Genomic DNA, 20,849 nt, shown 5'->3' on the forward strand with positions numbered 1-20,849 from the left:
TCAGCATGGTGCGGTCACCTCCCGCACGGTGCTGCCGAGCTCGAGGGTGACCGCGGCGACCAGGTTGGTGACGATCTCGGCCATCAGCCGCGCTCCGATGGCGGGGCTGGCCGCTGCCGCGCGGTACACCACACCGGTGTTCGTGCGAAGACCTTCCGGGACCGGCAGGATCAGGTAGCGGGCTCGGCGCGCGACGGCGTCGTCGGCCAGCAGCTCGGCCCGGACCAGGTGCGGGGCGGCCTGCCAGACCAGGCTGGTTTCCACCATGGCTGCGTGGTGGTCTTCGTGGCGGCCGACGCCGGTCTGGGCCGCTATCTGGTTGCGGCTGTCCTCGCTGACCACGTCCCACCAGGTCACCGCCATGATGCGGGCATCAGGTGCGGTGTCGACGAACAGGTCGACCGCCTCACGCAGCGCCCCCAGGTTGACCTTGTGCGAGTCGAGCAGGACGAACCGGCGGGCGCCGTGGCGGTAGGAGGCCCGCAGTACGTCGAGGACGATGTTGGTGAACGTGGCCGCTCGTAGATTCGTCACGCCGGGGAATTGGCCGCCACTGGCGGCGGGGTCTGTGCGCAGCCCGTAGGACAGCGGCGGCAGCACCAGCACGCCGAGGTGCTCGTCCAGCTGGTGGGCCAGGTAGGTGGAGATGATCGTGTCGGCCGACAACGGCAGGTGCGGGCCGTGTGCGTCGATCGACCCGATCGGCAGAACGACGATCCGATCCCGGACCAGATGGTCGTACTCCTGCCAGGTCATGTCCGCTACGTGCATCAGTCGGTCTCCTTCCCGGGTACGGCGACCGCAACTACATCGGGATTGGTGTTGCCGTTGGCGGCTGTGGCTGGGGTGCGGTCGACCCATCCGAGGCTGGGCGGGCGTGCGTCCTCGGCGGACTGGTGGTGGCGGAGGTTCAGGAAGTCCTCCTTGTTGCCGCAGCCGAACCCGGCCCCGCAGGCCATGAACGGTTCGGTGGTCAGCTGGAGGTCGAACCCGTCGTCGAGGATGTTGCCGATGCGGTCCTTGCCCAGGGCCTGGTAGCGGGAGCATCGGTACACGTCGCCGCGGATGCCGATGTAGAAGTAGTCGTGCCCAGCGCTGCACGCCCGGCCGCGCAGGTCCCGCATCGCCGCCACGTTGAGCTCGAGAACGTCGGCGTGCGCGCCCAGCTGGACCGCGCGGGCGATGCCGGCCTGCTGACGTTCCCGCAGGACAGGCACCATCACGCCGAGTTCGGTGTGTGCGCCGTGCGGGGTCAGCGGGTCATAGCCGAGGTCGAGGTTGAACCGCAGGCCCGCGTCTTCGGCGGCACGCTTCAGCTGCGCCACGCCGACTTCGTTGTCGGGAAACAGCAGGGCGTTGACGACGACGAAGCACCCGTAGCGCTCCTGCGCATAGCGTGCGTTGTCGATGAAACGCGCCAGCGGGATCTCGGTCGGATGGTGCGTGACCCACAGTGAGATCTTGCTGATGTCGCCTTCGCGGTCGAGCTGCCCGAGGCGGCGCTTGAGCAGCGAACCGTTGGTCACCAGTTCCACGAAGTCGACGTTGGGGCGGCTGCTCAGGCCGGCGGCCTTGGCCAGGAACGGTCGCGATGTGAACGGCTCGCCCAGGGTCGCCAGCCGGACCCCGACACGGTAGGGCCGCTCGGCGATCCAATCCACGATTGTTTCGAAGCGGGCCTGGTCCTCGGCCTGCCAGTCGGCGGTGTTGCTCTTGGCGTAGTCGTTGACTGAGACACAGTAGGTGCAGCGGAAGTTGCACAGCCGCTGCCCGGACACGTACCAGATACGGACCGTCTTAGGCACCGCTCACCCCGCGTCCGCAGCTGGCGACGGGGAAGCTGGCCAGGGGTCGGAACTGTCGGCGCGGGAAGTCCGGCAGCTGGTCGTGGCAGGTACGGCACAGGTGATCTGCGGGGGCGTCGGCCACTCCGAATACCCGACGGCGCAGATGGACGGCGGCCGGGCTCGTCATGATCTCATGGACGGTGCCAGCGCGGATATTGCCGAACTTCTCCCGCTGGTAGTAGTCGTTGCAGCAGATGAACATGTCACCAGCGACCGAGAAGTGCGCGTGGTTGACCGGCCAGGCACAGCCCCGCAGCCTGCCCTCGACACGGACCGCTTGGTGGTAGTCGGCCAGCGCCCCGGCCCGGTCCGACAGCAGCGTCGACCGGACCGGCACACCGCTGCCCTCGTATCGCGCCCGCAGCTCGCCGACCCGCTGCGCCAGGTCCGTCCCGGCGCCGTTGACCACCACCTCGATCGGCAGCCCGGCGTCGACGGCCGTGTCGAGGTTGGCGACGCTCCGATCCAGCAGCGTCGAGCCCGTCAGTCCACGGAACGACTGCTCGTCCAGTGCCGGTAGGTTCACCACCAGTTGCAGCAGCACGCCTGTCTGACCGAGCAGCGTGATCTTCTCACCGGTCAGGTTGCTCGCGTTCGTGAACAGCCGCAGCTTCAGCCCGTGCCGGGCCAGGACCGCGACACGGTCGGCGAAGTGCCGGTCCAGCGTCGGCTCGTTGTAGAAGTGGAACGTGACGTACCGGATAGTGTCGTGGGCCGAGATCTTTTCGATGATCTCCTCGAACAGCGGCATCGGCATGGTCGCCGGTGCCTTGCCGTCGACGGAGACGGGGCAGAATTTGCAGCCCCAGTTGCAGTGCGCGGTGACCTCGATCTGCGCCGTGGTCAGGTAGTACTCGGTGCACACGTCGTCGGGTGGTTGCAGCCAACCGCGGCCGACGAGGTCATCGACGGTGTGCTGGCCGTGTGCGGCCGCCAGCGCCGCGCTGCTGACCGGAGCAGCCGCGGCGGCCTGCAGCGCATCGAGGGCTGCGGCTTCTCGGCACCACACAATGCTGCGGTCGAGGCCGATCACCCCGAACGACGCCCACGCTGGCGGGTTGACATCCGGGCGTAGCGGTTCGAGTTCGTCGACGGCGAACACGATCGGGCTCGCCTCACCCGGTCGGATCGCGGTCAGGTACGGCGAGGTCTGCACCAGACCAGATGCCTGCGCCGGCCGCTGGTCAGATGCGCCTTCGACGCGGGACGCAGTCCGCGGTGCCGTGGAGCCGATTGAACCGAGGCTCGTGCCTGCGCCCGGGCGCGGGTTGCCAGTTACTCCTCCCTGACGCTGGCCGCTACCGAGGCGGGCGTCGCGGATGGCGGGTGGTGGCGCCACTTCAGTATCGGTACGTGTGTTCATGTTCTCGCCTCCTTGCGAAGCGCGGGACCGGCGGGCGCGCCGCCACGCCGGCTCCCGACGGGTTTGCCTGCGTCGGGGTTGCGGCAGGGCAGCGGCGGTGCCGCGTCCCTGCGGGGGCTGCCGGACAGGGCCGATGCCTGGCAGGTAAGTCGGCACGATCGTGGACGCGGATGTCGACGGCATCGTCTGAGGTCCGCGCTGGTCGGTCCAGGCAGGGCGTGCAGCAGCTCGTAGCCGAACAGCCTTCCGCGCAGGCGTGCATTCGCGGCCAGCTTGAGACGTAGTGGTGGCCGATACGGAAGAAGTCGTCGGCATTCAAAGCCTGCCCGCCCTTCCGGCCGACCGTGGCTGGCGCGAATCACCGCACGCCGTGACGATCATCCACGCCAATCCGGCAAGTCCCGAGCGGCCAGTCACGCGCTGCATTGGGGAGTTGTACGCGCCGCACGCTGTGCTGGGGACGTCGGATGACGCAGGGCACATCCCGGGCCAGGCGCGGCTCGCCAGGCCCCTGGCACCCGCCTCCTCGCCGGACGTGGTGGCGGCGCATGATGCTGCGCGGCCGTTCGGCAGGGTGAGCGAGGTTGTGGTGCTCGGACGGGGCGCACAGCTGGGAGGCCGACCACGCGCAGCCCGCCAGAGCCCGGTGCCGGTACGTTTGCCGCGAGCTGGGCGATGTCGCCGTACGATCGACCGACGATGCTGGTCGTCATGGCAGGTCTCCGAATCCAGTCGGTATCGATGTCCTGGATTCATTGAGGGGTATCCGACCGCGCACTCTCCAGAGCAGGGATGCAGACAATGACGCTGTCTGCATCCGCTGACTAGATCATTTAGCTGGTGTCCGTCGCGGTGCTAGCGGATCGACGGCCTGAATAGGTGCTGTAGCTCGGCGACGGTGGTGGTGTTCAGCGTGTGATGGATGACAGCCATTCCCAGCGCGCGTGCCGGCTCGAGGTTTGCCGCGAGGTCATCGACGAAGACGGCCTCGGTCGCCTTGACGTCAAGCCGGTCGAGGATGAGCTGGAATATCTCCGGATCGGGCTTGCGTAGCCCGATCTGATCGGAGATGACGACCGTGTCCATGCGATCTTCGAGGTCATAGCCGTCGTAGGGATCGAAGTGCTCACTGCCCCAGGAGTTCGAAAGGACCGCCGTCGCCACCCCATGCCGACGTAGCCGTGCGACCTCGGCCAGCATGAGTTCGTCCGGTTGGAGGCTCGCGGTCATGCGGTTGAGCAGGCGCTCTGGCGCGATGCCGGCGGCCGCGCCGAGGTGCGCTTCGAAGTCGACCTGGCTGACCGTGCCACGTTCCAGGCCGGCGAACAGCTCTCGAATCTCGGGATCCTTGCGCAGCAGATCCAGGAGCGCGTCTGGCGGAAGCCCTTCCTCCCGTGCGCAATCCCTGATGGACTCCCAGAGATCCGTCGTGAGCACGCCACCGAAGTCCAGGATCAGCGCTCGGTATGCCATCAGATCTCCGTCTCGATGCTGAGATGGTCGATGCGGATCATGCGTACCTCGTCACTCAGAATCTTGGCCGCCCGTAGCTCGCCCTGCTCGGAACGTGCCGCAACCGAATCTGTGCGGTCGAGGTCGCGGGAGTGCTCGACTTGCATACCAGCGCACGCGCCGCCGCAGCGTCGCCGTGGTACGTCGATGTCGCGCATTTGAACACTCACCTTGGCTTTGTCGATGTAAGCCGTGGCGAGATGGCGGGGTTGCCCCTGTCACTGGAGTAAGCCTGGTCGGCGGTTCGGCGCGCGTCCGAGGAGGCGGGTGCGCCGATGGCGCGGCGCGGGGCCCAATGCAGGAGGGCACGCAGCCCTTCTGGGTATCGCATCAGGCTCCGCTCTAACGGTGGATCTGGAGACTTGCCGGAGCCTGTACCGGGGACATGAGATGCGTTTGGAATCAACTGCGGCCGGAGCCTTTGGCCGTCGGAAGGTGGGTCGCATCGGCCAACGAATAGGATAGCTACCGGTCTATTGTAGATCCAACGTTGCGCTCGGCGGAGCTCTCGCGATGCCGTGGGTGGCTGCGCTAACGTTAAACACATCGATGTTGGTATTGGCTTGAGCGCGGAGGGGCTGATGGCAGGCCGGCTCAAGGAGCTGCGACCGGAGCTTTCGGCGCTGCACCTGTTTGGTGCGCGGCTGAGGACGCTGCGAGAGGCCACAGGGTTGTCGCAGACCGAGCTCGGCCGCAGGGTCTCCTACTCCGGTCATCTTATCGGGAAGATCGAGCTTGGCCTGCGCCGTCCAGCTGCGGAACTCGTCCGGGCACTTGACAGGGAGTTGCGCACGGACGGATCGCTGAGTCAGCTGGCGCTGGAGCTCGACCGTGAAGACGCTGAGGCCCAACTTGATGCTACCGATGTCCCCGACCTGCTCACCGCCCTGCGACGGTGTCTCGATTTGCGAGACGACCCAGACGACGGTCTGATCCGCGACGTTTCGGATCTCGAGCTCGACGTCGCAGAGATCGTGCGTAAGCGCCTGGCATCCGACTATCGCGGCCTTGCTTGCACCCTGCCTTTGCTATTGCCCGAGTTGCATCGCGCGAATGTCGTCATGCCTGGCCCCGTGATCTCGGCACTTCTGTTTCAGGTGTACCGTGCCGCGGACGCGATTGCAGACAAATCGGGTCAGCACGACCTCTCCGCCCGATTGATCGACTTGCTCCGCGCGTCAGCTGCAGGCTCGGATGAGCCGCTCACCATGGCCGCAGCCGAGTACGTGCGAGGCGAGTTGTTCTTCGTGAACAGGGACTTCCTCCGTGGGGAGAAGCTGCTCGACCAGGCGGCCGCACGCATTGAGGGCGTGGCACGTAACTCGCCAGCGGCGGGGGCTCAGGTGGGCTCGTTGCATATGCGGGCTGCGGTGCTCGCGGCGCGCGGCGGCGATCGCGCGGCGGCCGAGGGCCATCTGCAGGTGGCCGCGCGATGGGCGGACCGTGTGCGGGACGGCGTCTACAGGGGTACTGCCTTTGGAATCTCATCGGTCCGGATACACCAGGTCTCACTCGCTTTGGACGTGGATGACCTGGTGACGGCGCTGGAGCTGTCCGGGAACTGGGTGCCGCCTTCGGAGGTTCCGGCCGAACGACGGTCGCATTTCTTCCTGGACCGCGCGGTCGCCTGCCAACGGGCAGGACGCCATGACGAAGCGGTAGCGGCTCTCACGCAGGCACGACGCATCGCGCCGCAGCACATGCGCCCGCATCCGCAGGTGAAGGCCGTTTTAGCAGGACTTGTAGCTGAGGCGCGGCGGCCGTCAGACCGGCTGACGAACCTGTGTCGCTGGGCTGGCCGAAACCTCAGCTGATCGGGCGCACCAGATCCGGCAGCTCGGTCAGTGTGGTGATGACCCAGTCTGCGGTGGCGACAACCGCCGGATCCTCTGCCCACAGGTGTCCCCAGGGCCCGCGGCGGACCAGGACCGTACGAAGACCGGCTGCATGGGCTGGAATGATGTCGTTGTCCCGGTGGTCGCCGACGTAGGCGATCTCATGCGGCTCCCCGGGCGCGAAAGCCGCGACGCGAGCGAAAAAGCCCGGCTGCGGTTTCGCCACTCCCCATTCGCCAGAGGTGGCGATGGCGTCTACAGGAAGGTCGAGCGCGCGCAGCAGCGTCGCCGCGCGGGTGGTCTGGTTACCGGCGATGCCGACCCACAGTCCGCGTGCCCTCAGCTCTTGAAGGCATCGGCGGGCGTCTGGGTAGAGCTCGGCGTCGCTGATCGCTTCGCCAACTCCGGCGTCCTCGCGTGCTTGGCGCTCCTTGACGAGGTCGAAACCGGGGCGGAAGTACTGAAAAGTCTCGGCGTTGTCGCGTCCCTGTGCCGTGACCGCGCCGAGGACGGCGGAGAAAGTGTGTCTCGGCACGCCGATCCAGTCCGCCCACCGGCCGAACTCGGCGGTGTCGTCGAGCAGCGTCTCGCCAACGTCGAAGACGACAGAACGGACGACCACTCGTTGCCTCCTCAACCCGAATGTTCTTGCGTATCACTACTTTATCCGGCGGCCGGTTGCGGCCGCCGATCCGGGTTGTCGCCGATTCAGACGCCGGCTCCGTCTGCATGGCAGATACGCTGCGGCTGACCCGCGAAACATGGCAGCAGCGGCCGCTGCTTGCCGTCCGCGTTCACGGCCTACAACCGTGCCTGCCGTTGCTCTGCGTCAGGGAGACAGGGGTCGAATGACTGGGCCGCTGCTTCAGCCGGTGGTGTGTGCTGCCCGCGGCGGTGCCTCCCGGCGATGTCCCGGCTGCCTCGCTGAGCTGGCCAACCGGGTGCCGATGACTTCGAGCTGATGCAGGGCGGCAAGGGCGCAGACCATGTTCGCGACGACCTCGACAGGCGCTGTTGCATCCACGACGTGGTGGGCAGCGGTGAGCATGGCTGCCCTGTCGGATTCGAAGCGCTCGGCGAGCAGTCGTCGACTGGCGCCGACGCGGCCGAACGGGTTGCTGCGGCTGATGCTGTCCAGGCGACTTGACATGGTCGCGGCATCGACATCGATCGTAACCACCAGGTCGAACCGATCGAGCAGCTGATGCTGGTTGCCGGCCGTGCCGCACAAGAACGAACGCCGGTGTCCGGCCTGCCGCCTCTCAGCGATCAGGGTGTCGAGCGCGGTGGGACGCCAGGCCCAGTGGTGCGTGCGCAGCCAGCCGATGTTCGGTTTGACGGGTCGCTGGACGTGCCGACCGTGCTGGTCTTGCCATTGGCAAAGGCCGGGGTGGCCGTCGAGGCTGATCGCGTGTTCGCCGCGCGCGCTCAGGTGTCTGCTGAGTGCTGATTTGCCGCTACCGGATACGCCGGTGACGAGGACTACATAGCTCATTGCATGCTCCGGTGAGTGCGGTGCAAGTGGTCGCGGGCTTTGGTCAGGTTCGCCTCGAGCACTGGTTGCAGCTGGGCGAAGTCGGGTTCGGCGAGGTGGATCTGCCATTCGCGGCAGGCCAGCAGCATCAGGTTGACCGCGTAGGCGCCGCTCACGCCGTCGCGTTCGGCGCTGCACTGCAGTTCGGTGGGCAGCCACGGGTTGGCCGGACCCCAGAGCAGACGCAGCATGGCCCAGTCCAGCCCCGCGAGGTGCCAGCCCATGTGCTCGAGGTCCACGACCGCGACGCTGTCGCCAGTGATGAGGAAGTTGGTGGAGTGCGGGTCGCCGTGCTCGACCCGTAGCGGCTGCCCGTCAGCCAGGAGGGCGTCGACAGCCGCCCGATCGGCGCTGGTCAGCAGGCCGCTGGCGGTGTGCCTGTCGAGGTAGGTGCTGGTGACCGGCTGGCGGGTCAGGCCGTCGGGCCGCCAGGTGTAGATGAGGTCGAGGTGTTCGAGGATGCGGCGCACGACGGGCTCGGGCAACTGCCTGGGGTATCGGTCAGGATGAAGGACCTGACCGGGGAGCCGGTCGAGGATGGTGATCTGGCCGTCGCCGAAGCGCATCCGCGCCGTCGTCAGCGGGCAGGCGTCGGCTTCGGTGGTGCGGTAGGCGGCCTGTTCAGCCTGCTGGTGTCGGACCCACATCGGGTCGTCGGTGAGCAGCACCTTGACGACCACCGCCGCGGCGTCCATTTGAGCGTGGAATGTGATGCTCTTCCCGGTGGCACGCACGACCTGGCCGGGCTGGATTCCGAGCGAGGACAGCCGTGCCCTGATCTGACCGGGGACGGCCTCGGACAAGACCGTGCTCATCGTCGCACCCCTTCGGCCGTGGCCGGCTCACCTACGAAGCACGGCACGACATGCCCGGCCAGGCCGGCGGTCCAGCCGAACCGGGGCGCCGGTACGGCTGGCGGGAGTTCGGCGCTGACTGCGGCCTTGGTGCGGTACGAGCCTGCCAGGGGCGAGGCGGCGTGGACGGCGTTGACGAAGTGGGCGCGGTGGTCGGCGGTGTGCACGACGGCAGCGAAGCCGGGCTGAAACCGCCGTACTTGACGGCGGCGTGGCTCACCCGGGAGTCGAGACTGGCGCTGACCGATTCACGCAGGTCGGCTGGCAGCTGGTCCCAGCCGGGCCGTTGTACGGTGCGGTCGTGGGGCACGGGCAGGTCGGTGGTGTCCACGTAGGTCCTATCGGTTGTGGGGGCTGGTGGTTGCGGCATCGACGAGGTCGGGCAGCAGCGATGCGTTCCGGGCAGGATCTCCGCCGGTCGCCAGCAGGGCGGTGACCTCAGCCGGGCGGATGTCGAGCGCGTTGATGGTGTCGGCGGTGAACGTCATCGCCTGCAGCGGGTGCCGGCGGGCGGGGCCGCCGGCATGGTTGGTGATGATCTGCGCGCCGGTGGCGGGTAGCGCCGCGGTGTAGACGGCCGCGCGCCCGTGCGCGCGGGTCGGTTCGAAGATCGCGACCAGGCGCAGCTGCGACGGCTCGATGCCCAGCTTCTCCCGGGTGAGCCTGTGTGCCAGGGGCGTCAGGTGGGTGCGGGGGAGCGGGCGCGCCATCGTGGGGAAGGTCCAGTACGCGTGGCGTGCGATCTCGTGACGTAGGAGCAGCAACTGCCCGTCGGTGCAGACAGGGATGACGAAGACACGTTCGACCCTGGTCAGCGTCCTGATCAGGTCGGTGCGGGTCGGGCGCGGATCGGCGATGGTCATGGTGTGCTCCGTTGCGGGTTGCGGGCGGGGACGAAACGCACGGTCGGCCTGTCCTGCGGCTGGGAGATCGTCAGGTGGCGCACGCGCCAGGTCAGCCGGATCTGTCCCGGCTGCGGGGCGCCGACGGTGATCGCGTCGAGCACATTCGGGGTGTTGGCGAGCTGGACCCGGTGGTGCAGTGCGTCGAGGACCTGCCGTTCGAGCCAGTCGGCGTTGACGGGGTTCTTGCGGCTGCAGCGTGGCGGGCACTGGTAGCCCCGTGCTCCATCGGCCGGGTGCACGGCCGCCATCGGGCCGCTGCACCATGCGCAGTGCAGCAAATCCTGGAACGAGACGGGTTGGCGGGTGGGCTGTCCCGTCGTGGCTGGACGCATTCCGGTCACTTCTTCTCCTCTCGGTCTTGGCGCGGGGCAGGGCGAGTGGGGGGCGTCAGGCTCGCCCTGCCCCGGCCCCGGCAGGTTCGCGGCGGGTGGCCGGACCTCGACCGCGGGGCGACGTGGAGGCGTGCCCGGTAGCTGCCGGAGTCGTCGGGGGAATGGCGGCCCAGACCTTGGACCGGCACGATGCCCGCGGTGATGGAGAGACTCCCCACCCGGCCACAGGTGTAGGCAGGTCTGGGCCGCCGCCGGCACCCCTCGTCCGGGCTGTCCATCGCCACCCCTGCAGGCGATGGAGACATTCGGCGCGGTTTTCCGCGCTTGCCGACAATGGCGGTCAACGGCGTCGGCGCCGCCGTGCCTACAGGCTCGGTGCGCCCGGTGACGCCTGATCGGCGGTCCCGTCACTGAGCCCGGTCTTGTGCATACGGGGCTCATGGCTGAGCCCTCGTTGCGCCGGCCGCCAGTAGGCGCGAAAGCCTGCCGCGCTGGGCCGGGGTCGGCTGCATCGACAGCTTCCAGTCTGCGATCAGCGCATCGATATCCTGCCTGCCGACTTGCGGCATGCAGATCAGGTGGCCGTGCCGGTCATCGGCGGGAATCACCCACCGCTCGGCCAGGTGGGCCGGTGGTGGTGGGAAGTACACCGTGAACGCGTGGGGGTGGCGTCGGGCGTCCACGCCAATGCGGCACAGCTGCGCGCAGGCGTACTGTGCGGTGTCCCGGCAGCGACGTATCCGGGCCCGGTGCGCTTCGCTGCCCAGCCCTGCCAGTGCCGCATACAGCAGCAGGGTCGTGTGCCCGGACCGGCTGCCCGGGATCGTCACGTTGGCGGTGCCGGTGTACGACACGGCGGCGGACAGCGCCGCCTGGGGTGGGTCGCGGTACACCAGTACCCCGCTGGGCGTCAGGGTCGAGAGGAACTTGTGCCCGCTGACCACGATCGACGTCACGGCGCGGACGTTGAAATCGAACCGCGGAACGCCGTCGACGGGCACCAGCGCCAGTGGCAGCCCGGACAACGCTGCGTCGACGTGGATCCGCCGCTGCCGGATCGACAGCCGGTCGCACGCCGCGGCGATGGCGGGCACGTCGTCGACGGCCTCGGTCATCGTCGTGCCGGCGACTGCGACGATCACCGCGGGCCGGTCCCGGCGCCGGGCGAGCTCGCCGGCCAGATCGGCCACGTCGATGCACCCGCCGTCGTCGGTGCCGATCACCACCAGGGGCATCAGCAACTTGTCCGCCAGATCGCCGATCTTGTAGTGCGCCGCGGCCGAGGTGTAGACCACGGCGTCGGGATAGCGGCGGCGGGCATCCAACAGAGCGTGCTCGGTGCCCTCGGTGGCACCGCCGGTCACATACCCCCAGCGGCTGGCCGGGGCGGCGAACAGGTCGGCGACGAGGTTGACGACCTCGATCTCGAGGTCCTTGGTGTGGTTGCGGCCGTGCCCGCCGTCGTACGGGCTGCCGATGTTGTTCAGCAGCACGCCGGTCATCAGGTCGGCCAGCTGCTCGTGGGTGATGTCAGTGGCGCCGGGAAAGCCGATGTTCGTGCGTGCGTCTTCGGCCGCCTCGGCCTTGAGTTGCTCCCACAGCGGGCGCAGGTCACGCGGAGCGATGTTGGTCATACTCGCCCTCGCCCTCTGGTGCGGTTGGCGCCGTGCTCGGCCTGCTGCAGGGCGGCGATGCGGCCGTTGTCGGCCTGGGCGAGCGTGTCGGACAGCTCGCCTGCCCAGCGCAGAACTTCGCGGTCGGTCTCGCGTCGTCGCAGCGTGTCTGGATCGATGAAGCTCCAGTCGCACAGCGCCCGCACGGTGCCGTGCGACAGGGTGCAGGTGGCCTCCACGGTGAAGGAGTTGAAGTCCTGCCGGCCGCCGTGATGGCAGGCCATCAGCGCGCCGTCGGTCAGCACGATCCTGGCCACTGCGGGCAGGTCGAGCGCGGACTTCGCCGTCTTCTGCGACTTCTCCCACGAACCGGCGGCGGTGTCGAGGCTGATCACCGCCAGGCCTGCGTACACCCCGGCCGCCCCGGAGGCCATGTGAGCGTCGCGGCCGACCGACAGCTCGTCACGGATGTCGAAACCGGGCCCCGCCGCGCGGGGCGCGAGCTGGTGGTGCAGCTCGAACAGCAGCCGCGGCAGCACCCGCACGTCGGGGTGTTCCAGCCACAGCTGCCAGGCTGCCGTGATCTGGAAGTAGCCCTTGCGGCGCTGGTCGTGCTGCAGGTACAGGTAGGCCAGGGCGTGCGGAGCGAGGGGGTCGGCGAACCGCTGCTCCCAGATGTTGATGGTGAAAAGAGAGATCATGCGGCGGACTCTCTCGACGGCTTGCACCCGCGCGTCGGTGTACCTCGTGAGGTCGTCCAGCTCGGCCGGCGGGCGTGACTGCTGATCGCGGGCCTGCTCGTCGTGGCGGTCAGGTTCGCGGGTCGGTTGCCGGCCGCTGTAGGAGTGGTTGGTGGTCATGTCTCACATCACCAGCTTGCTGAGCCGCCGGACCGGGGAGCTGACCGGATCGGCGACCACCCGCCCGACGTCAGCCAGCGCGGCTGGCCGGACCAGGCGCACGAGACCGCCCCACACCAGTCCGGCCAGCATTACCGCCACAGCCAGCGCCGGCAGCGTCAGCCAGCGGCGCGAACCGGGTGGCAGGCCGAGCAGGGAACCGAGGTTGGCCAGCATCATCACCATGAGCACGACACCGAGCACGCAGCCGGTGACCGGGGCGACCTGCCGCACCAGGACGCTGTCGTTGGTGCCCTGACCGGTGCTGAAGAACCGGTGCGCCGCCGCGGCGGCCACCACCAGCAGCGCCAGCAGCAGCACCGCCCCCAGCGTGGACAGCCACGTGAACATCACTGCGAGCGGGTCCGCGCCGCTGACCGCGAACCCGGCGATGACCAGCCCCGCCAGCCCGGTCTGGGTCAGTGACGCCGCCACCGGCGTGCCTGCGTCACCGGACCTGCTCGTCGTGGCCAGGTAGCCCGGCAGGACGCCTTCGCGGGCCATCGCGAACAGGTACCGCGCGCCCGCCTGGTGGAAGCTCGACATCGCGGCGATCACGCTCGTGATCAGCAGGATCGTCGCCAGCAGCCCGACACCCGGCCCGAACACCCGGCTCAGCGTCTGCAATGGCCCCTCAGCGGCGTCGGCGCCGATCTGCGACAGGCGGTCGGGCCCGGCGTTGACCGCCATCGCCCACGCACCGAGCGCGTAGAACACCCCCGCGAAGACGACCGCCGCGAGCATCGCCCGGCGCACGCTCGGCGCACCCCCACGGGCCTCCTCCGCGTATGCCGGGACCGTCTCCACCCCGACGAACGCCGCCATCGCGAACGCGACCGTGCCCGCCATACCCGGCACCAGCAGCGCTGACGGCGCCAGCGGTGCCAGCGTGAGCGGTCCGGAGCGCTGCGCGAGAGCCGCGGCGACGTAGAAGACGATCACGGCGAGCTCGACCGCCAGCAGCGCGCCGAGGAACCGGGTGCTGTTGACGCCGCCCAGCAGCCCCAGCGCCGCGACGATCGCCAGCGTGCCAGCGGACCACGCCCACCACGGCCCGGCCTGGGCCAGCCCGACCAGCGTCGGGCCCAGCAGCCCGTACAGCGACGTCCCGATCGCCAGGTAGCCGGCCAGCGCGCACAAACCGGCGGCGATCCCGGCCACCGGCGACAGGCCGCGCCCCATCAGCGCGTACAGCGGCGCGGCATGCCGGATGTGCCCGGCGGCGCCCGCGTAACCGACCGCGATCACGTACAGCACGAACGCCACCAGGATGAAGGCCAACGGCACCCCCGCGACCCCGGTGGCGGCGTACATCGTCGGTATACCACCGACCTGGACCGTCAACGGCGACGACGCCACCACAGCCATGATCCACAGTCCGACCGGGCCCAGCTTGCCCTGTGCCAGGGTCGCGCGTGTCATCGCACCGCTCCGTCACTCGCCGCCTGCGTGGCGACCGCGCAGTCCGGAGCAGCGCAATCGCGGCGGTCACGGTGGATGCGGAAGTCGTTCGCGCTCATCCGCACGACACTCACGCGCGGCCGCAGCGGGCTGCGCCGCCAGTACGAGTGGTCGGCGGCCGCCGCCCGCAGTGCATCGGCCACCGTCAATCGCGGCGCCACGAACTCGTGCGTGCGCGAGTCCGGCCAGTCACGGCGCACCGCGAAGATCGCGACGGAGTCAAGTATGCGGCGGCGCACCATGCCGTACCAGCCGGTGCCCACCATCAGGCCAGTCATGTTTTCGGATCTCCCCGCCAGACGACAGTTGGATGGTGGGCGGGCACGGTGCCCGCCCACCGACCCAACCCCGGCAGGCGACTTCAGACGGGGCAGGGCCTCACACCCATTGACGGGGACCGCAGCGCCAAGGTCGATACCCGCGATGCAGACCGGGCGTTTGTCTGCATACGCAGCGGGGACCGAGCCCATGCAGGGTGCAATCTGCCATTGGGAAACCATCCCGATTCCGCGGCTCCGCGCATGGCGTGGCTCGGTGCATGGTCGCGCTCGCTGCCCAAGGTGTGTTGTGATCAGCGTGCGTGAGTAGAGAGGTGATCGGCGGATGCTCGAGAACGGCGCTGGCACGTCGGTGCCAACTGCCAATGACGTGGCGCAGGCCGGAACCTCGTATGACTGGCTGACCAGCTCCGATGGTCTGGTGTACTGGGTGGAGTCGTCACCGGAGGTGGGCCATGCGGTGATGAGCTGGGATCCGTCAGCGGCCTCCCGGAGATGCCACCTGGCCGGTGAAGGTGTGGGCAGCAACCTGCACGCGTATGGCGGCATGCCGTACGCGGTGCTGCCCCACTCTGAGATCGCGCTGGTGAGCGCATCCACAGGGCAGGTCGTGGCCGGCACGGCGTCGACCGTCAGCGCGCACAGCTATGGCGATCTCGCGTGGTCTGACGGCCGGCTGTGGTGTGTGAGGGAGGACGCCGGTGGAGACGAGCTGGTTGCCGCCGATCCCGCATCCGGCGAGCTGAGAGTCCTCCGGTCGACGGGAGGTTTCCTCGCCTCGCCAACAGCGAACGCGGGTCGCCTGGCGTGGACGCAGTGGGACAGGGACGTGATGCCGTGGGACGCGTGCAACGTCTGGGTCGCCGACCACGGCTGTAGTGGGCACCTCGGAGTGCCCGTCCACGTCGCGGGTTCACATGACGAGTCCGCGGTACAGCCGCGGTGGGGAACGGACGGTTCGCTGTACTTTCTGTCCGACCGGACGGGATGGTGGAACCTTTACCGGTGGCACGACGGTGGCACCGAGGCTGTTGCACCGATGGAAGCCGAGTGCGCGACGGCGCCGTGGGAATCCGGCTACGCCAACTACGTGCTGCTGCCCGCAGGCCGGATCGGGATGACCGTTCAGCACGGACCAGTGCACCGGCTCGTCGTCGTGGAGGCTGACCGTTCGATCAGGGCGATCGAGTTGCCGTACACCACGATCAAGCCATACCTGGCAGCTCTCGGTGACCGGATCGCGCTGATCGGAGCCTCGCCGACACGCTCGCAGGAGATAGCGGTGGTCGCCACGGACGGCTCCGACGACATCGAGGTGATCCGCCGAAGCTCCGGCCAGATCAAAGCAACGACCGAGCTTTCAGTACCTGAGATCATGAAGGTCAGGTCCGGTGGGGCCGACGTCCATGTGCTGTTCTACCCGCCGGCCGGGGGAGCCGACCACGCGCCGTTGATCGTCAGGCCGCACGCCGGGCCGACGTACCACAGCGATCTCAGGTTGGACTGGGAGGTGCAGTTCTTCACCAGCCGCGGGTTCGCCGTCGCCGACGTCGACTACCGGGGAAGCACCGGCTACGGCCGGGCGTACCGCAAGGCTCTGGACGGTCACTGGGGCCGACTCGACGTCGAGGACTGCCACAACGTCGCCGAGTACCTGCTGGCCAGCGGTCATGCACGACCTGGGGCGGTGTTCATCTCCGGCGCCAGTGCCGGCGGCTACACCGCATTGCGAGCCGTGTGTGAAGACGGTCCGTTCTCGCTCGCGGTGGCCCGGTCCGCGATCGTGGACCCGAAACGGTGGGCGACGACCGCGCCACGCTTTCAGCAACCGCATGCGGCGATCCTGGCCCACGATGTCGCCGAGGTGCGCGCGGAGCGAGTGCGACGACCCGTATTGCTGATCCACGGAGACCGCGACCACGTCGCACCCATCGACGACGTGCTGAAGCTGGCGGCAGACCTGGATGATCGAAAGCTGCTCGTCCGTCTACTGGAGATCGAGGACGCGGGGCACTACCTGTCCAACCCGACCGCGCTGGCCGCGGCGCTGGAAGCCGAGCTCGACGCCTACGCTGCGGTGCTCAAGGCCGCTGGCCCGGCGCAAGGCTGACCAGCGACGGCAGCCGCGTCCGGACATCCTCGATCAGGTCCCGCACCTCGGGCAGCGCGGCATAGGGCTGCAGCTCGGCGACCATCATCACGATGCGGTGGGCGCTGCGGAACGAGACAACCTTCGCCGCGTATTCGACAGCGCGGTGCGCCATCGCGCAGGCGTGCTCGACCTGCCGCGAGCGGGCCAGCGAAGCGGCATACAGCGCGGTGTCGATGGCAAGGCGCCGCACACGGCTCGGCTCCAGCAAGCCCGTGGCCTCAACAATCTCACGCTGGGCCAGTTCGTTCAGGCCAAGATCGAAGAAGCAGTGCGCCTTCTCGTCGGCGAGGTCAGCCGGGCCGAAGTAGGTGATCCACGAAGGTTCGTCAGCAGGGTTGCTCCGGGCAAGGTCGGCTTCGACCTGCAGCAGGGCGGCGGCGCAGGCGGCCTGGTCGCCGCGCCGGGCGTACGCGCGCGCGAGGACCGTGCGGAACGCCGCACGCACGGCCGGGCTGGCCACGCGCTCGGTGCCGTGCAACGCGGCCTGGGCCAGACGGGCCGCCTGCTCCGCATCGCCGCAGTGCAGCGCGAGATGAGCCAGGCTCACCGCGATGAGGTATCCGCCGTACAACCTGTCACCGGACCTGGTCACGACGTCCAAGGCCCGCAGGTAATGCTGCTGTGCCAGGCCGTCGACACCGAGGTCGACCGCTTCGTATCCGGCCAGTTCGAGATAGCCGGTTGCCACCTGCGGCGCCACATCGATCAACGTGTCGAGGTCATGGCCGAGCATGCCGGCCACCTTGGGGTAGGTCGCACCGGCGCCGTTGACGTGGTCGGCCCCACGTAACTGGTTAAGCATCTCGGCCGCGTCTGCGCCGATCGAGTTGTCGGCCCGCCGGGCTGTGGGGCCGTCTCCCGCCGACAGCAGCCAGTCCAACACTGGACGATCGGTCGCTTCGGAACGGAACACGCTCGAGGCGGTGGCATTGTCGCGCGCCGATCGCAAGGCGCGCTCGCGCTTGAGCAAGGGCAGCAGGCCGCGCAGCGCCCCCTGGGCATTGAGGACCGTGTCGCAACGTTCGACCAGTTCCTCCGACGGCATCCGTTCGGCGGTCTCGACCTTGCGAACCAGATCTCTGTGCATGAAGACGGCCTGGCCCAGATCGGCCGCAGACATGCCGCGTTCCTGACGCAGGCGGCGGACCTCCGCGCCGAAGAAGTGCAGCACGGATCTGCTTGGCTTTAGTTCTTTGGGGGCTTGACCCATCGCGACCGACGTCCTGACTCCGTAAATCCATCGACCACATACGAATTGTCAACCATGAACGCACCGCGAGACAATGCAGATGAGGGTGGGACCTGGGCCGTCGCCGTCCGTCGTGTCAAAGGAAGACCGTCGGCTCGGCTATGACATTGGTGAACGCGCCCAGTGGCACTGAGCTCACTTTATCCTGGTGGACGTCGATGTCATGTGACGTAGGCGCAGTTTGCGCGCCCGGTGGCCGCTGGCGCTGCCTTGTCGAACGGCTGACGGGCGTGTCAGGAAGCCCACCCATGGCATGACGCTTCTATGTGGGTGACGTTCGGGCTCGGGTTCGTACGTCATAGGGTTCGATGCCTGGCGACCCATCGGGTGACTCCCCAGCGATCTGGCGGCCTGCGGCCTGCCATCGATTTGACCTGTCCCCGGTGGTCGCCGGCGTCGGCCCGGCCCACCCGGTTTGGCCTGATCAGAAGCCTGTCCGCCCATGTAGGGCGTGACTCATCACAGATCTGCCGTCCGCGGTGACCTCTACCCGGGCCGACGCCGTACGGACCGTCGACTCGAAAGGCAGGCCCGCATGCCCATCGTGGCAGACCAGACCAGCGCCGTCATCGGGGTGGACACCCACACCGACACTCACACCGCCGCCGTGGTCACCGCGGCCGGAGCCGTGCTGGCACACACCGCCGTCACCGCCGACCCGGCCGGCATCAGCCGACTACTGGCCTGGGCCGCCGACCACGCCCCGAACGGATGGTGGGCGGTCGAAGGCACCCGCTCCCACGGCCACGGACTCACCCGCGCCCTGATCCAGGCCGGGCACACCGTGCTGCAGGCCCCACCCCCGCCGACAGCAGTCCGCCGCCGGGGCGGCAAGTCCGACAGCCTCGACGCGGTCGCCGCCGCCCGGACCGTCCTGGCCACCCCACTGGACAAGGTCGCCATCCCACGCGCCGACGGCGACCGTGAAGCCCTGCGGATCCTGCTGACCTGCCGCCGCCACCACACCCAGCAGCGCACCGCCACCGTCAACCTGCTCAAAGCCCTGATCCTCACCGCCGACGACCAGTTGCGCGACCAACTGCGCCACCTGCCCACCCGCGCTCAGGTCCGCGCCCTGGCCAGCCTCGAACCAGCCACCGGCACCGACACCCAGACCTGGGTCCGCCACCGGCAACTGCACACCCTCGCCGTCGCGATCACCACCACCGACGCACTACTGGCCGCCAACTACCGCGACCTGCACGCCCTGGCCACCCGCACCTGCCCCGCGCTACTCGCCCAGCCCGGCGTCGGCCCCGTCACCGCCGCGACCCTGCTGACCACCTGGTCCCACCACGGCCGCGTCCGCTCCGAAGCCGCCTTCGCCGCCCTCTGCGGCGCCAGCCCCATACCCGCCAGCTCCGGACGCACCAACCGAATGCGCCTCAACCGCGGCGGCGACCGCACCGCCAACTCCGCACTACACACCATCGCCCTGACCCGCCGACGTGTCCACCAGCCCACCCGCGACTACGTCACCCGCCGCACCACCGAAGGCCGCACACCCCGCGACATCAACCGCTGCCTCAAGCGCTACCTCGCCCGACAGCTCTACCGCGTCATGCAAACCCACGCCGCTTGACAAACACCACTCACAGATCGCTGGATGGAAATCATCCCTGGCGAAGGCGTGACCTTGGCAAAGGTGGGCGAGAGCCGGGACGAGGTCGAGCGTCGGGTAGGCGTGCCTGTACACCCTGGCCGCGCGAGTCGAGCGGTTTACGACACAACCCCTGCTCTTGTGCTGACCTATACGGAAGACGACGCCGTTGAGGTTGTGGAGATCGCCTACTCCGGGGACGGAGGTGAGGAGGTCTTCTTCGACGGTGTTCAGCTGACCTATCGCCTCCTCGACGACGTCGTGGCTGATCTCGCCGCCAGGGGCTACGACTACGAGCCGATCGACATCGGGTATCGGGTTGGGCCCGGCCTCGCCATCTGGATCGATGGGATCCAGGTGGGCGGGTGACTTGGACCCGCACGCGGCGGAGGATGATCCTCGTCAGGTCTGTGAAAGTGTATCCGTTGCGCCGTACGAGTACTTCCGGCCGTTGACCGACGAGGAGGTTGAGGCGTACATCCGCAGCCTTCGGTAGCCCACTGCGCCTGCTGGTCGTCGAGATGTCTCGCGTTGATCAACTCTTGCGCGTATGTAGGTCACGAAAGAAGCTCCTGATAGGACTGGGGCTAGCACACGCCGCCGTACCAGCAGGAGCTTCGCTTGCTAACCTACCCCGCCCTGGTCCTCGGCTTGTCGACACCCCATCTCGAGTTCCTTGCCGGGCTGCTGGCCGGAGCATCGCAAGCAGGCCGGCTGCCGGTGGCGCAAACTCTCCCCGGCCCGGCAGGCACTGCTGGTCCTGATCCACCTGCGTTGCGGTGACAGCCTGGCCCGGCTGGCCGCATCGTTCGAGGTCTCGCCAGCCACCTGCTACCGGCATGTCGGCGAGGCGGTCGGGCTGCTGGCCGCGCGTGCGCCGTCGCTGGAACAGGCCCTGGCCGGCAGGCAGGGAAAGGTGACGATCCTGGACGTCACGATCATCGCGACCTTCCGGGTCCGCTGGACCAGCGAGCACAAGCGCTGGTGGGTGTACCGCAAGCGCCCATACGGCATCAACCTGCAGGCCCTGGCCGACGAAACCGGCGACCTGCTGTGGATCTCCAATGGGCTGCCCGGCTCGACCCACGACCTGACCGCCGCCCGCCGGCACGGCGTCGTCGACGCCGCTGTCCAGTCCGGTCTGCAGCTGTGGGCCGACCTTGGTTATCAGGGAGAAGCGCACACCCTGATCACCCCGGTCAGAGCGGGCAAGGACAAGGGTCTGATCCCGGCGGCCGTGGCCTACAACCGCCGCCACGCCGCCGTCCGAGCACCTGGTGAGCCTGGCTTCGCCACGCTGAAGTGCTGGCAGATCCTCACCCGCGTACGCTGCGCCGTCAGCAAGATCGGCGCCATCGCGAAGGCGATACTGGCCCTCCACGACGCAACATCGACACCGATCAGGATGAAATGAC

The 20,849-nt window shown here is 68.5% G+C and carries 21 protein-coding genes; 5 read left to right on the plus strand and 16 right to left on the minus strand.

Translation table 11 applies throughout. From position 1 onward, the window contains the following. The 5 genes from AB0B66_RS23885 to AB0B66_RS23905 all read right to left on the minus strand — a co-directional run bounded on the left by AB0B66_RS23885 (nucleotide 1) and on the right by AB0B66_RS23905 (nucleotide 4,880). The gene (locus AB0B66_RS23885) at nucleotides 1-771 is read right to left on the minus strand and encodes a creatininase family protein (RefSeq protein ID WP_360533812.1); all 771 of its coding nucleotides are present in this window, start codon (nucleotides 769-771) and stop codon (nucleotides 1-3) included. Next, nucleotides 771-1,805, minus strand: coding sequence for a radical SAM protein (locus AB0B66_RS23890; protein ID WP_360533815.1), 1,035 nt, complete (start codon nucleotides 1,803-1,805; stop codon nucleotides 771-773). Before AB0B66_RS23890 ends, AB0B66_RS23885 begins: the two co-directional genes overlap by 1 nt. Next, nucleotides 1,798-3,003: a radical SAM protein gene (locus AB0B66_RS23895; RefSeq protein WP_360533818.1), complete on the minus strand. Its 1,206-nt coding sequence runs from the start codon at nucleotides 3,001-3,003 to the stop codon at nucleotides 1,798-1,800. The genes AB0B66_RS23890 and AB0B66_RS23895 overlap by 8 nt, the downstream gene beginning before the upstream one ends. Before the next feature lie 1,062 nt (nucleotides 3,004-4,065). Further along, complete coding sequence (locus AB0B66_RS23900) at nucleotides 4,066-4,683, minus strand: HAD family phosphatase (RefSeq protein ID WP_360533821.1); 618 nt, start codon at nucleotides 4,681-4,683, stop codon at nucleotides 4,066-4,068. Then, nucleotides 4,683-4,880, minus strand: a complete 198-nt coding sequence (locus tag AB0B66_RS23905) for a hypothetical protein (protein WP_360533824.1) — start codon at nucleotides 4,878-4,880, stop codon at nucleotides 4,683-4,685. Before AB0B66_RS23905 ends, AB0B66_RS23900 begins: the two co-directional genes overlap by 1 nt. 423 nt (nucleotides 4,881-5,303) lie before the next feature. Between AB0B66_RS23905 and AB0B66_RS23910 the strand changes: the two genes are divergently transcribed. Further along, complete coding sequence (locus AB0B66_RS23910) at nucleotides 5,304-6,536, plus strand: helix-turn-helix transcriptional regulator (RefSeq protein WP_360533827.1); 1,233 nt, start codon at nucleotides 5,304-5,306, stop codon at nucleotides 6,534-6,536. On the opposite strand, the gene AB0B66_RS23915 is transcribed toward AB0B66_RS23910, so the two are convergent. The 10 genes from AB0B66_RS23915 to AB0B66_RS23960 form a co-directional block, all read right to left on the minus strand. After that, nucleotides 6,529-7,179 carry an HAD family hydrolase gene (locus AB0B66_RS23915; RefSeq protein ID WP_360533830.1) on the minus strand — a complete coding sequence of 217 codons (651 nt, stop codon included), beginning with the start codon at nucleotides 7,177-7,179 and terminating at the stop codon, nucleotides 6,529-6,531. The genes AB0B66_RS23910 and AB0B66_RS23915 overlap by 8 nt on opposite strands. Before the next feature lie 243 nt (nucleotides 7,180-7,422). Further along, nucleotides 7,423-8,052: a hypothetical protein gene (locus AB0B66_RS23920; RefSeq protein ID WP_360533833.1), complete on the minus strand. Its 630-nt coding sequence runs from the start codon at nucleotides 8,050-8,052 to the stop codon at nucleotides 7,423-7,425. Continuing rightward, nucleotides 8,049-8,906: a phosphotransferase gene (locus AB0B66_RS23925; protein WP_360533836.1), complete on the minus strand. Its 858-nt coding sequence runs from the start codon at nucleotides 8,904-8,906 to the stop codon at nucleotides 8,049-8,051. The genes AB0B66_RS23920 and AB0B66_RS23925 overlap by 4 nt, the downstream gene beginning before the upstream one ends. Next, nucleotides 8,903-9,112, minus strand: a complete 210-nt coding sequence (locus tag AB0B66_RS23930) for a hypothetical protein (protein ID WP_360533839.1) — start codon at nucleotides 9,110-9,112, stop codon at nucleotides 8,903-8,905. The genes AB0B66_RS23925 and AB0B66_RS23930 overlap by 4 nt, the downstream gene beginning before the upstream one ends. A 171-nt stretch (nucleotides 9,113-9,283) precedes the next feature. Next, nucleotides 9,284-9,808 carry a hypothetical protein gene (locus AB0B66_RS23935; protein WP_360533842.1) on the minus strand — a complete coding sequence of 175 codons (525 nt, stop codon included), beginning with the start codon at nucleotides 9,806-9,808 and terminating at the stop codon, nucleotides 9,284-9,286. Continuing rightward, on the minus strand, nucleotides 9,805-10,191 hold the full coding sequence (locus AB0B66_RS23940) for a zinc ribbon domain-containing protein (protein WP_360533844.1): 387 nt from the start codon (nucleotides 10,189-10,191) through the stop codon (nucleotides 9,805-9,807). Before AB0B66_RS23940 ends, AB0B66_RS23935 begins: the two co-directional genes overlap by 4 nt. Nucleotides 10,192-10,619: 428 nt before the next feature. Beyond that, nucleotides 10,620-11,816, minus strand: coding sequence for a pyridoxal-dependent decarboxylase (locus AB0B66_RS23945; RefSeq protein WP_360533847.1), 1,197 nt, complete (start codon nucleotides 11,814-11,816; stop codon nucleotides 10,620-10,622). Continuing rightward, the gene (locus tag AB0B66_RS23950) at nucleotides 11,813-12,655 is read right to left on the minus strand and encodes a hypothetical protein (protein ID WP_360533850.1); all 843 of its coding nucleotides are present in this window, start codon (nucleotides 12,653-12,655) and stop codon (nucleotides 11,813-11,815) included. The genes AB0B66_RS23945 and AB0B66_RS23950 overlap by 4 nt, the downstream gene beginning before the upstream one ends. Nucleotides 12,656-12,658: 3 nt before the next feature. Beyond that, nucleotides 12,659-14,116, minus strand: coding sequence for an APC family permease (locus AB0B66_RS23955; RefSeq protein ID WP_360533853.1), 1,458 nt, complete (start codon nucleotides 14,114-14,116; stop codon nucleotides 12,659-12,661). Next, nucleotides 14,113-14,433, minus strand: coding sequence for a hypothetical protein (locus tag AB0B66_RS23960; RefSeq protein ID WP_360533856.1), 321 nt, complete (start codon nucleotides 14,431-14,433; stop codon nucleotides 14,113-14,115). The genes AB0B66_RS23955 and AB0B66_RS23960 overlap by 4 nt, the downstream gene beginning before the upstream one ends. A 325-nt stretch (nucleotides 14,434-14,758) precedes the next feature. On the opposite strand from AB0B66_RS23960, the gene AB0B66_RS23965 reads away from it, so the two are divergent. Then, on the plus strand, nucleotides 14,759-16,543 hold the full coding sequence (locus tag AB0B66_RS23965; protein ID WP_360533859.1) for a prolyl oligopeptidase family serine peptidase: 1,785 nt from the start codon (nucleotides 14,759-14,761) through the stop codon (nucleotides 16,541-16,543). Here AB0B66_RS23965 and AB0B66_RS23970 read toward each other — a convergent pair. Continuing rightward, complete coding sequence (locus AB0B66_RS23970) at nucleotides 16,515-17,756, minus strand: helix-turn-helix transcriptional regulator (protein WP_360533862.1); 1,242 nt, start codon at nucleotides 17,754-17,756, stop codon at nucleotides 16,515-16,517. The two genes, AB0B66_RS23965 and AB0B66_RS23970, sit on opposite strands and share 29 nt — an antisense overlap. 613 nt (nucleotides 17,757-18,369) lie before the next feature. Between AB0B66_RS23970 and AB0B66_RS23975 the strand changes: the two genes are divergently transcribed. The 3 genes from AB0B66_RS23975 (at nucleotide 18,370) to AB0B66_RS23985 (ending at nucleotide 20,848) form a co-directional block, all read left to right on the plus strand. Continuing rightward, nucleotides 18,370-19,416, plus strand: a complete 1,047-nt coding sequence (locus AB0B66_RS23975; protein ID WP_360533865.1) for an IS110 family transposase — start codon at nucleotides 18,370-18,372, stop codon at nucleotides 19,414-19,416. Between the two features lie 24 nt (nucleotides 19,417-19,440). Next, nucleotides 19,441-19,803 carry a hypothetical protein gene (locus AB0B66_RS23980; RefSeq protein WP_360533868.1) on the plus strand — a complete coding sequence of 121 codons (363 nt, stop codon included), beginning with the start codon at nucleotides 19,441-19,443 and terminating at the stop codon, nucleotides 19,801-19,803. Nucleotides 19,804-20,110: 307 nt separating this feature from the next. Beyond that, a complete protein-coding gene (locus AB0B66_RS23985; protein ID WP_360533871.1) occupies nucleotides 20,111-20,848 on the plus strand; it encodes a transposase family protein in 738 nt (245 codons plus the stop codon). Nucleotide 20,849: the final 1 nt, after the last annotated feature.

It is taken from the genome of Catellatospora sp. NPDC049111, from assembly GCF_040648615.1.
Classification (GTDB): Bacteria; Actinomycetota; Actinomycetes; order Mycobacteriales; family Micromonosporaceae; genus Catellatospora; species Catellatospora aurea.

Excerpts from the sequence above, each read along its gene's own strand:
- AB0B66_RS23885 (WP_360533812.1), bottom strand. The coding sequence starts at position 771 with ATGCACGTAGCGGACATGACCTGGCAGGAGTACGACCATCTGGTCCGG.
- AB0B66_RS23900 (WP_360533821.1), bottom strand. The coding sequence starts at position 4,683 with ATGGCATACCGAGCGCTGATCCTGGACTTCGGTGGCGTGCTCACGACG.
- AB0B66_RS23905 (WP_360533824.1), bottom strand. The coding sequence starts at position 4,880 with ATGCGCGACATCGACGTACCACGGCGACGCTGCGGCGGCGCGTGCGCT.
- AB0B66_RS23910 (WP_360533827.1), top strand. The coding sequence starts at position 5,304 with ATGGCAGGCCGGCTCAAGGAGCTGCGACCGGAGCTTTCGGCGCTGCAC.
- AB0B66_RS23920 (WP_360533833.1), bottom strand. The coding sequence starts at position 8,052 with ATGAGCTATGTAGTCCTCGTCACCGGCGTATCCGGTAGCGGCAAATCA.
- AB0B66_RS23925 (WP_360533836.1), bottom strand. The coding sequence starts at position 8,906 with ATGAGCACGGTCTTGTCCGAGGCCGTCCCCGGTCAGATCAGGGCACGG.
- AB0B66_RS23935 (WP_360533842.1), bottom strand. The coding sequence starts at position 9,808 with ATGACCATCGCCGATCCGCGCCCGACCCGCACCGACCTGATCAGGACG.
- AB0B66_RS23945 (WP_360533847.1), bottom strand. The coding sequence starts at position 11,816 with ATGACCAACATCGCTCCGCGTGACCTGCGCCCGCTGTGGGAGCAACTC.
- AB0B66_RS23950 (WP_360533850.1), bottom strand. The coding sequence starts at position 12,655 with ATGACCACCAACCACTCCTACAGCGGCCGGCAACCGACCCGCGAACCT.
- AB0B66_RS23955 (WP_360533853.1), bottom strand. The coding sequence starts at position 14,116 with ATGACACGCGCGACCCTGGCACAGGGCAAGCTGGGCCCGGTCGGACTG.
- AB0B66_RS23960 (WP_360533856.1), bottom strand. The coding sequence starts at position 14,433 with ATGACTGGCCTGATGGTGGGCACCGGCTGGTACGGCATGGTGCGCCGC.
- AB0B66_RS23965 (WP_360533859.1), top strand. The coding sequence starts at position 14,759 with ATGCTCGAGAACGGCGCTGGCACGTCGGTGCCAACTGCCAATGACGTG.
- AB0B66_RS23975 (WP_360533865.1), top strand. The coding sequence starts at position 18,370 with ATGCCCATCGTGGCAGACCAGACCAGCGCCGTCATCGGGGTGGACACC.
- AB0B66_RS23980 (WP_360533868.1), top strand. The coding sequence starts at position 19,441 with ATGGAAATCATCCCTGGCGAAGGCGTGACCTTGGCAAAGGTGGGCGAG.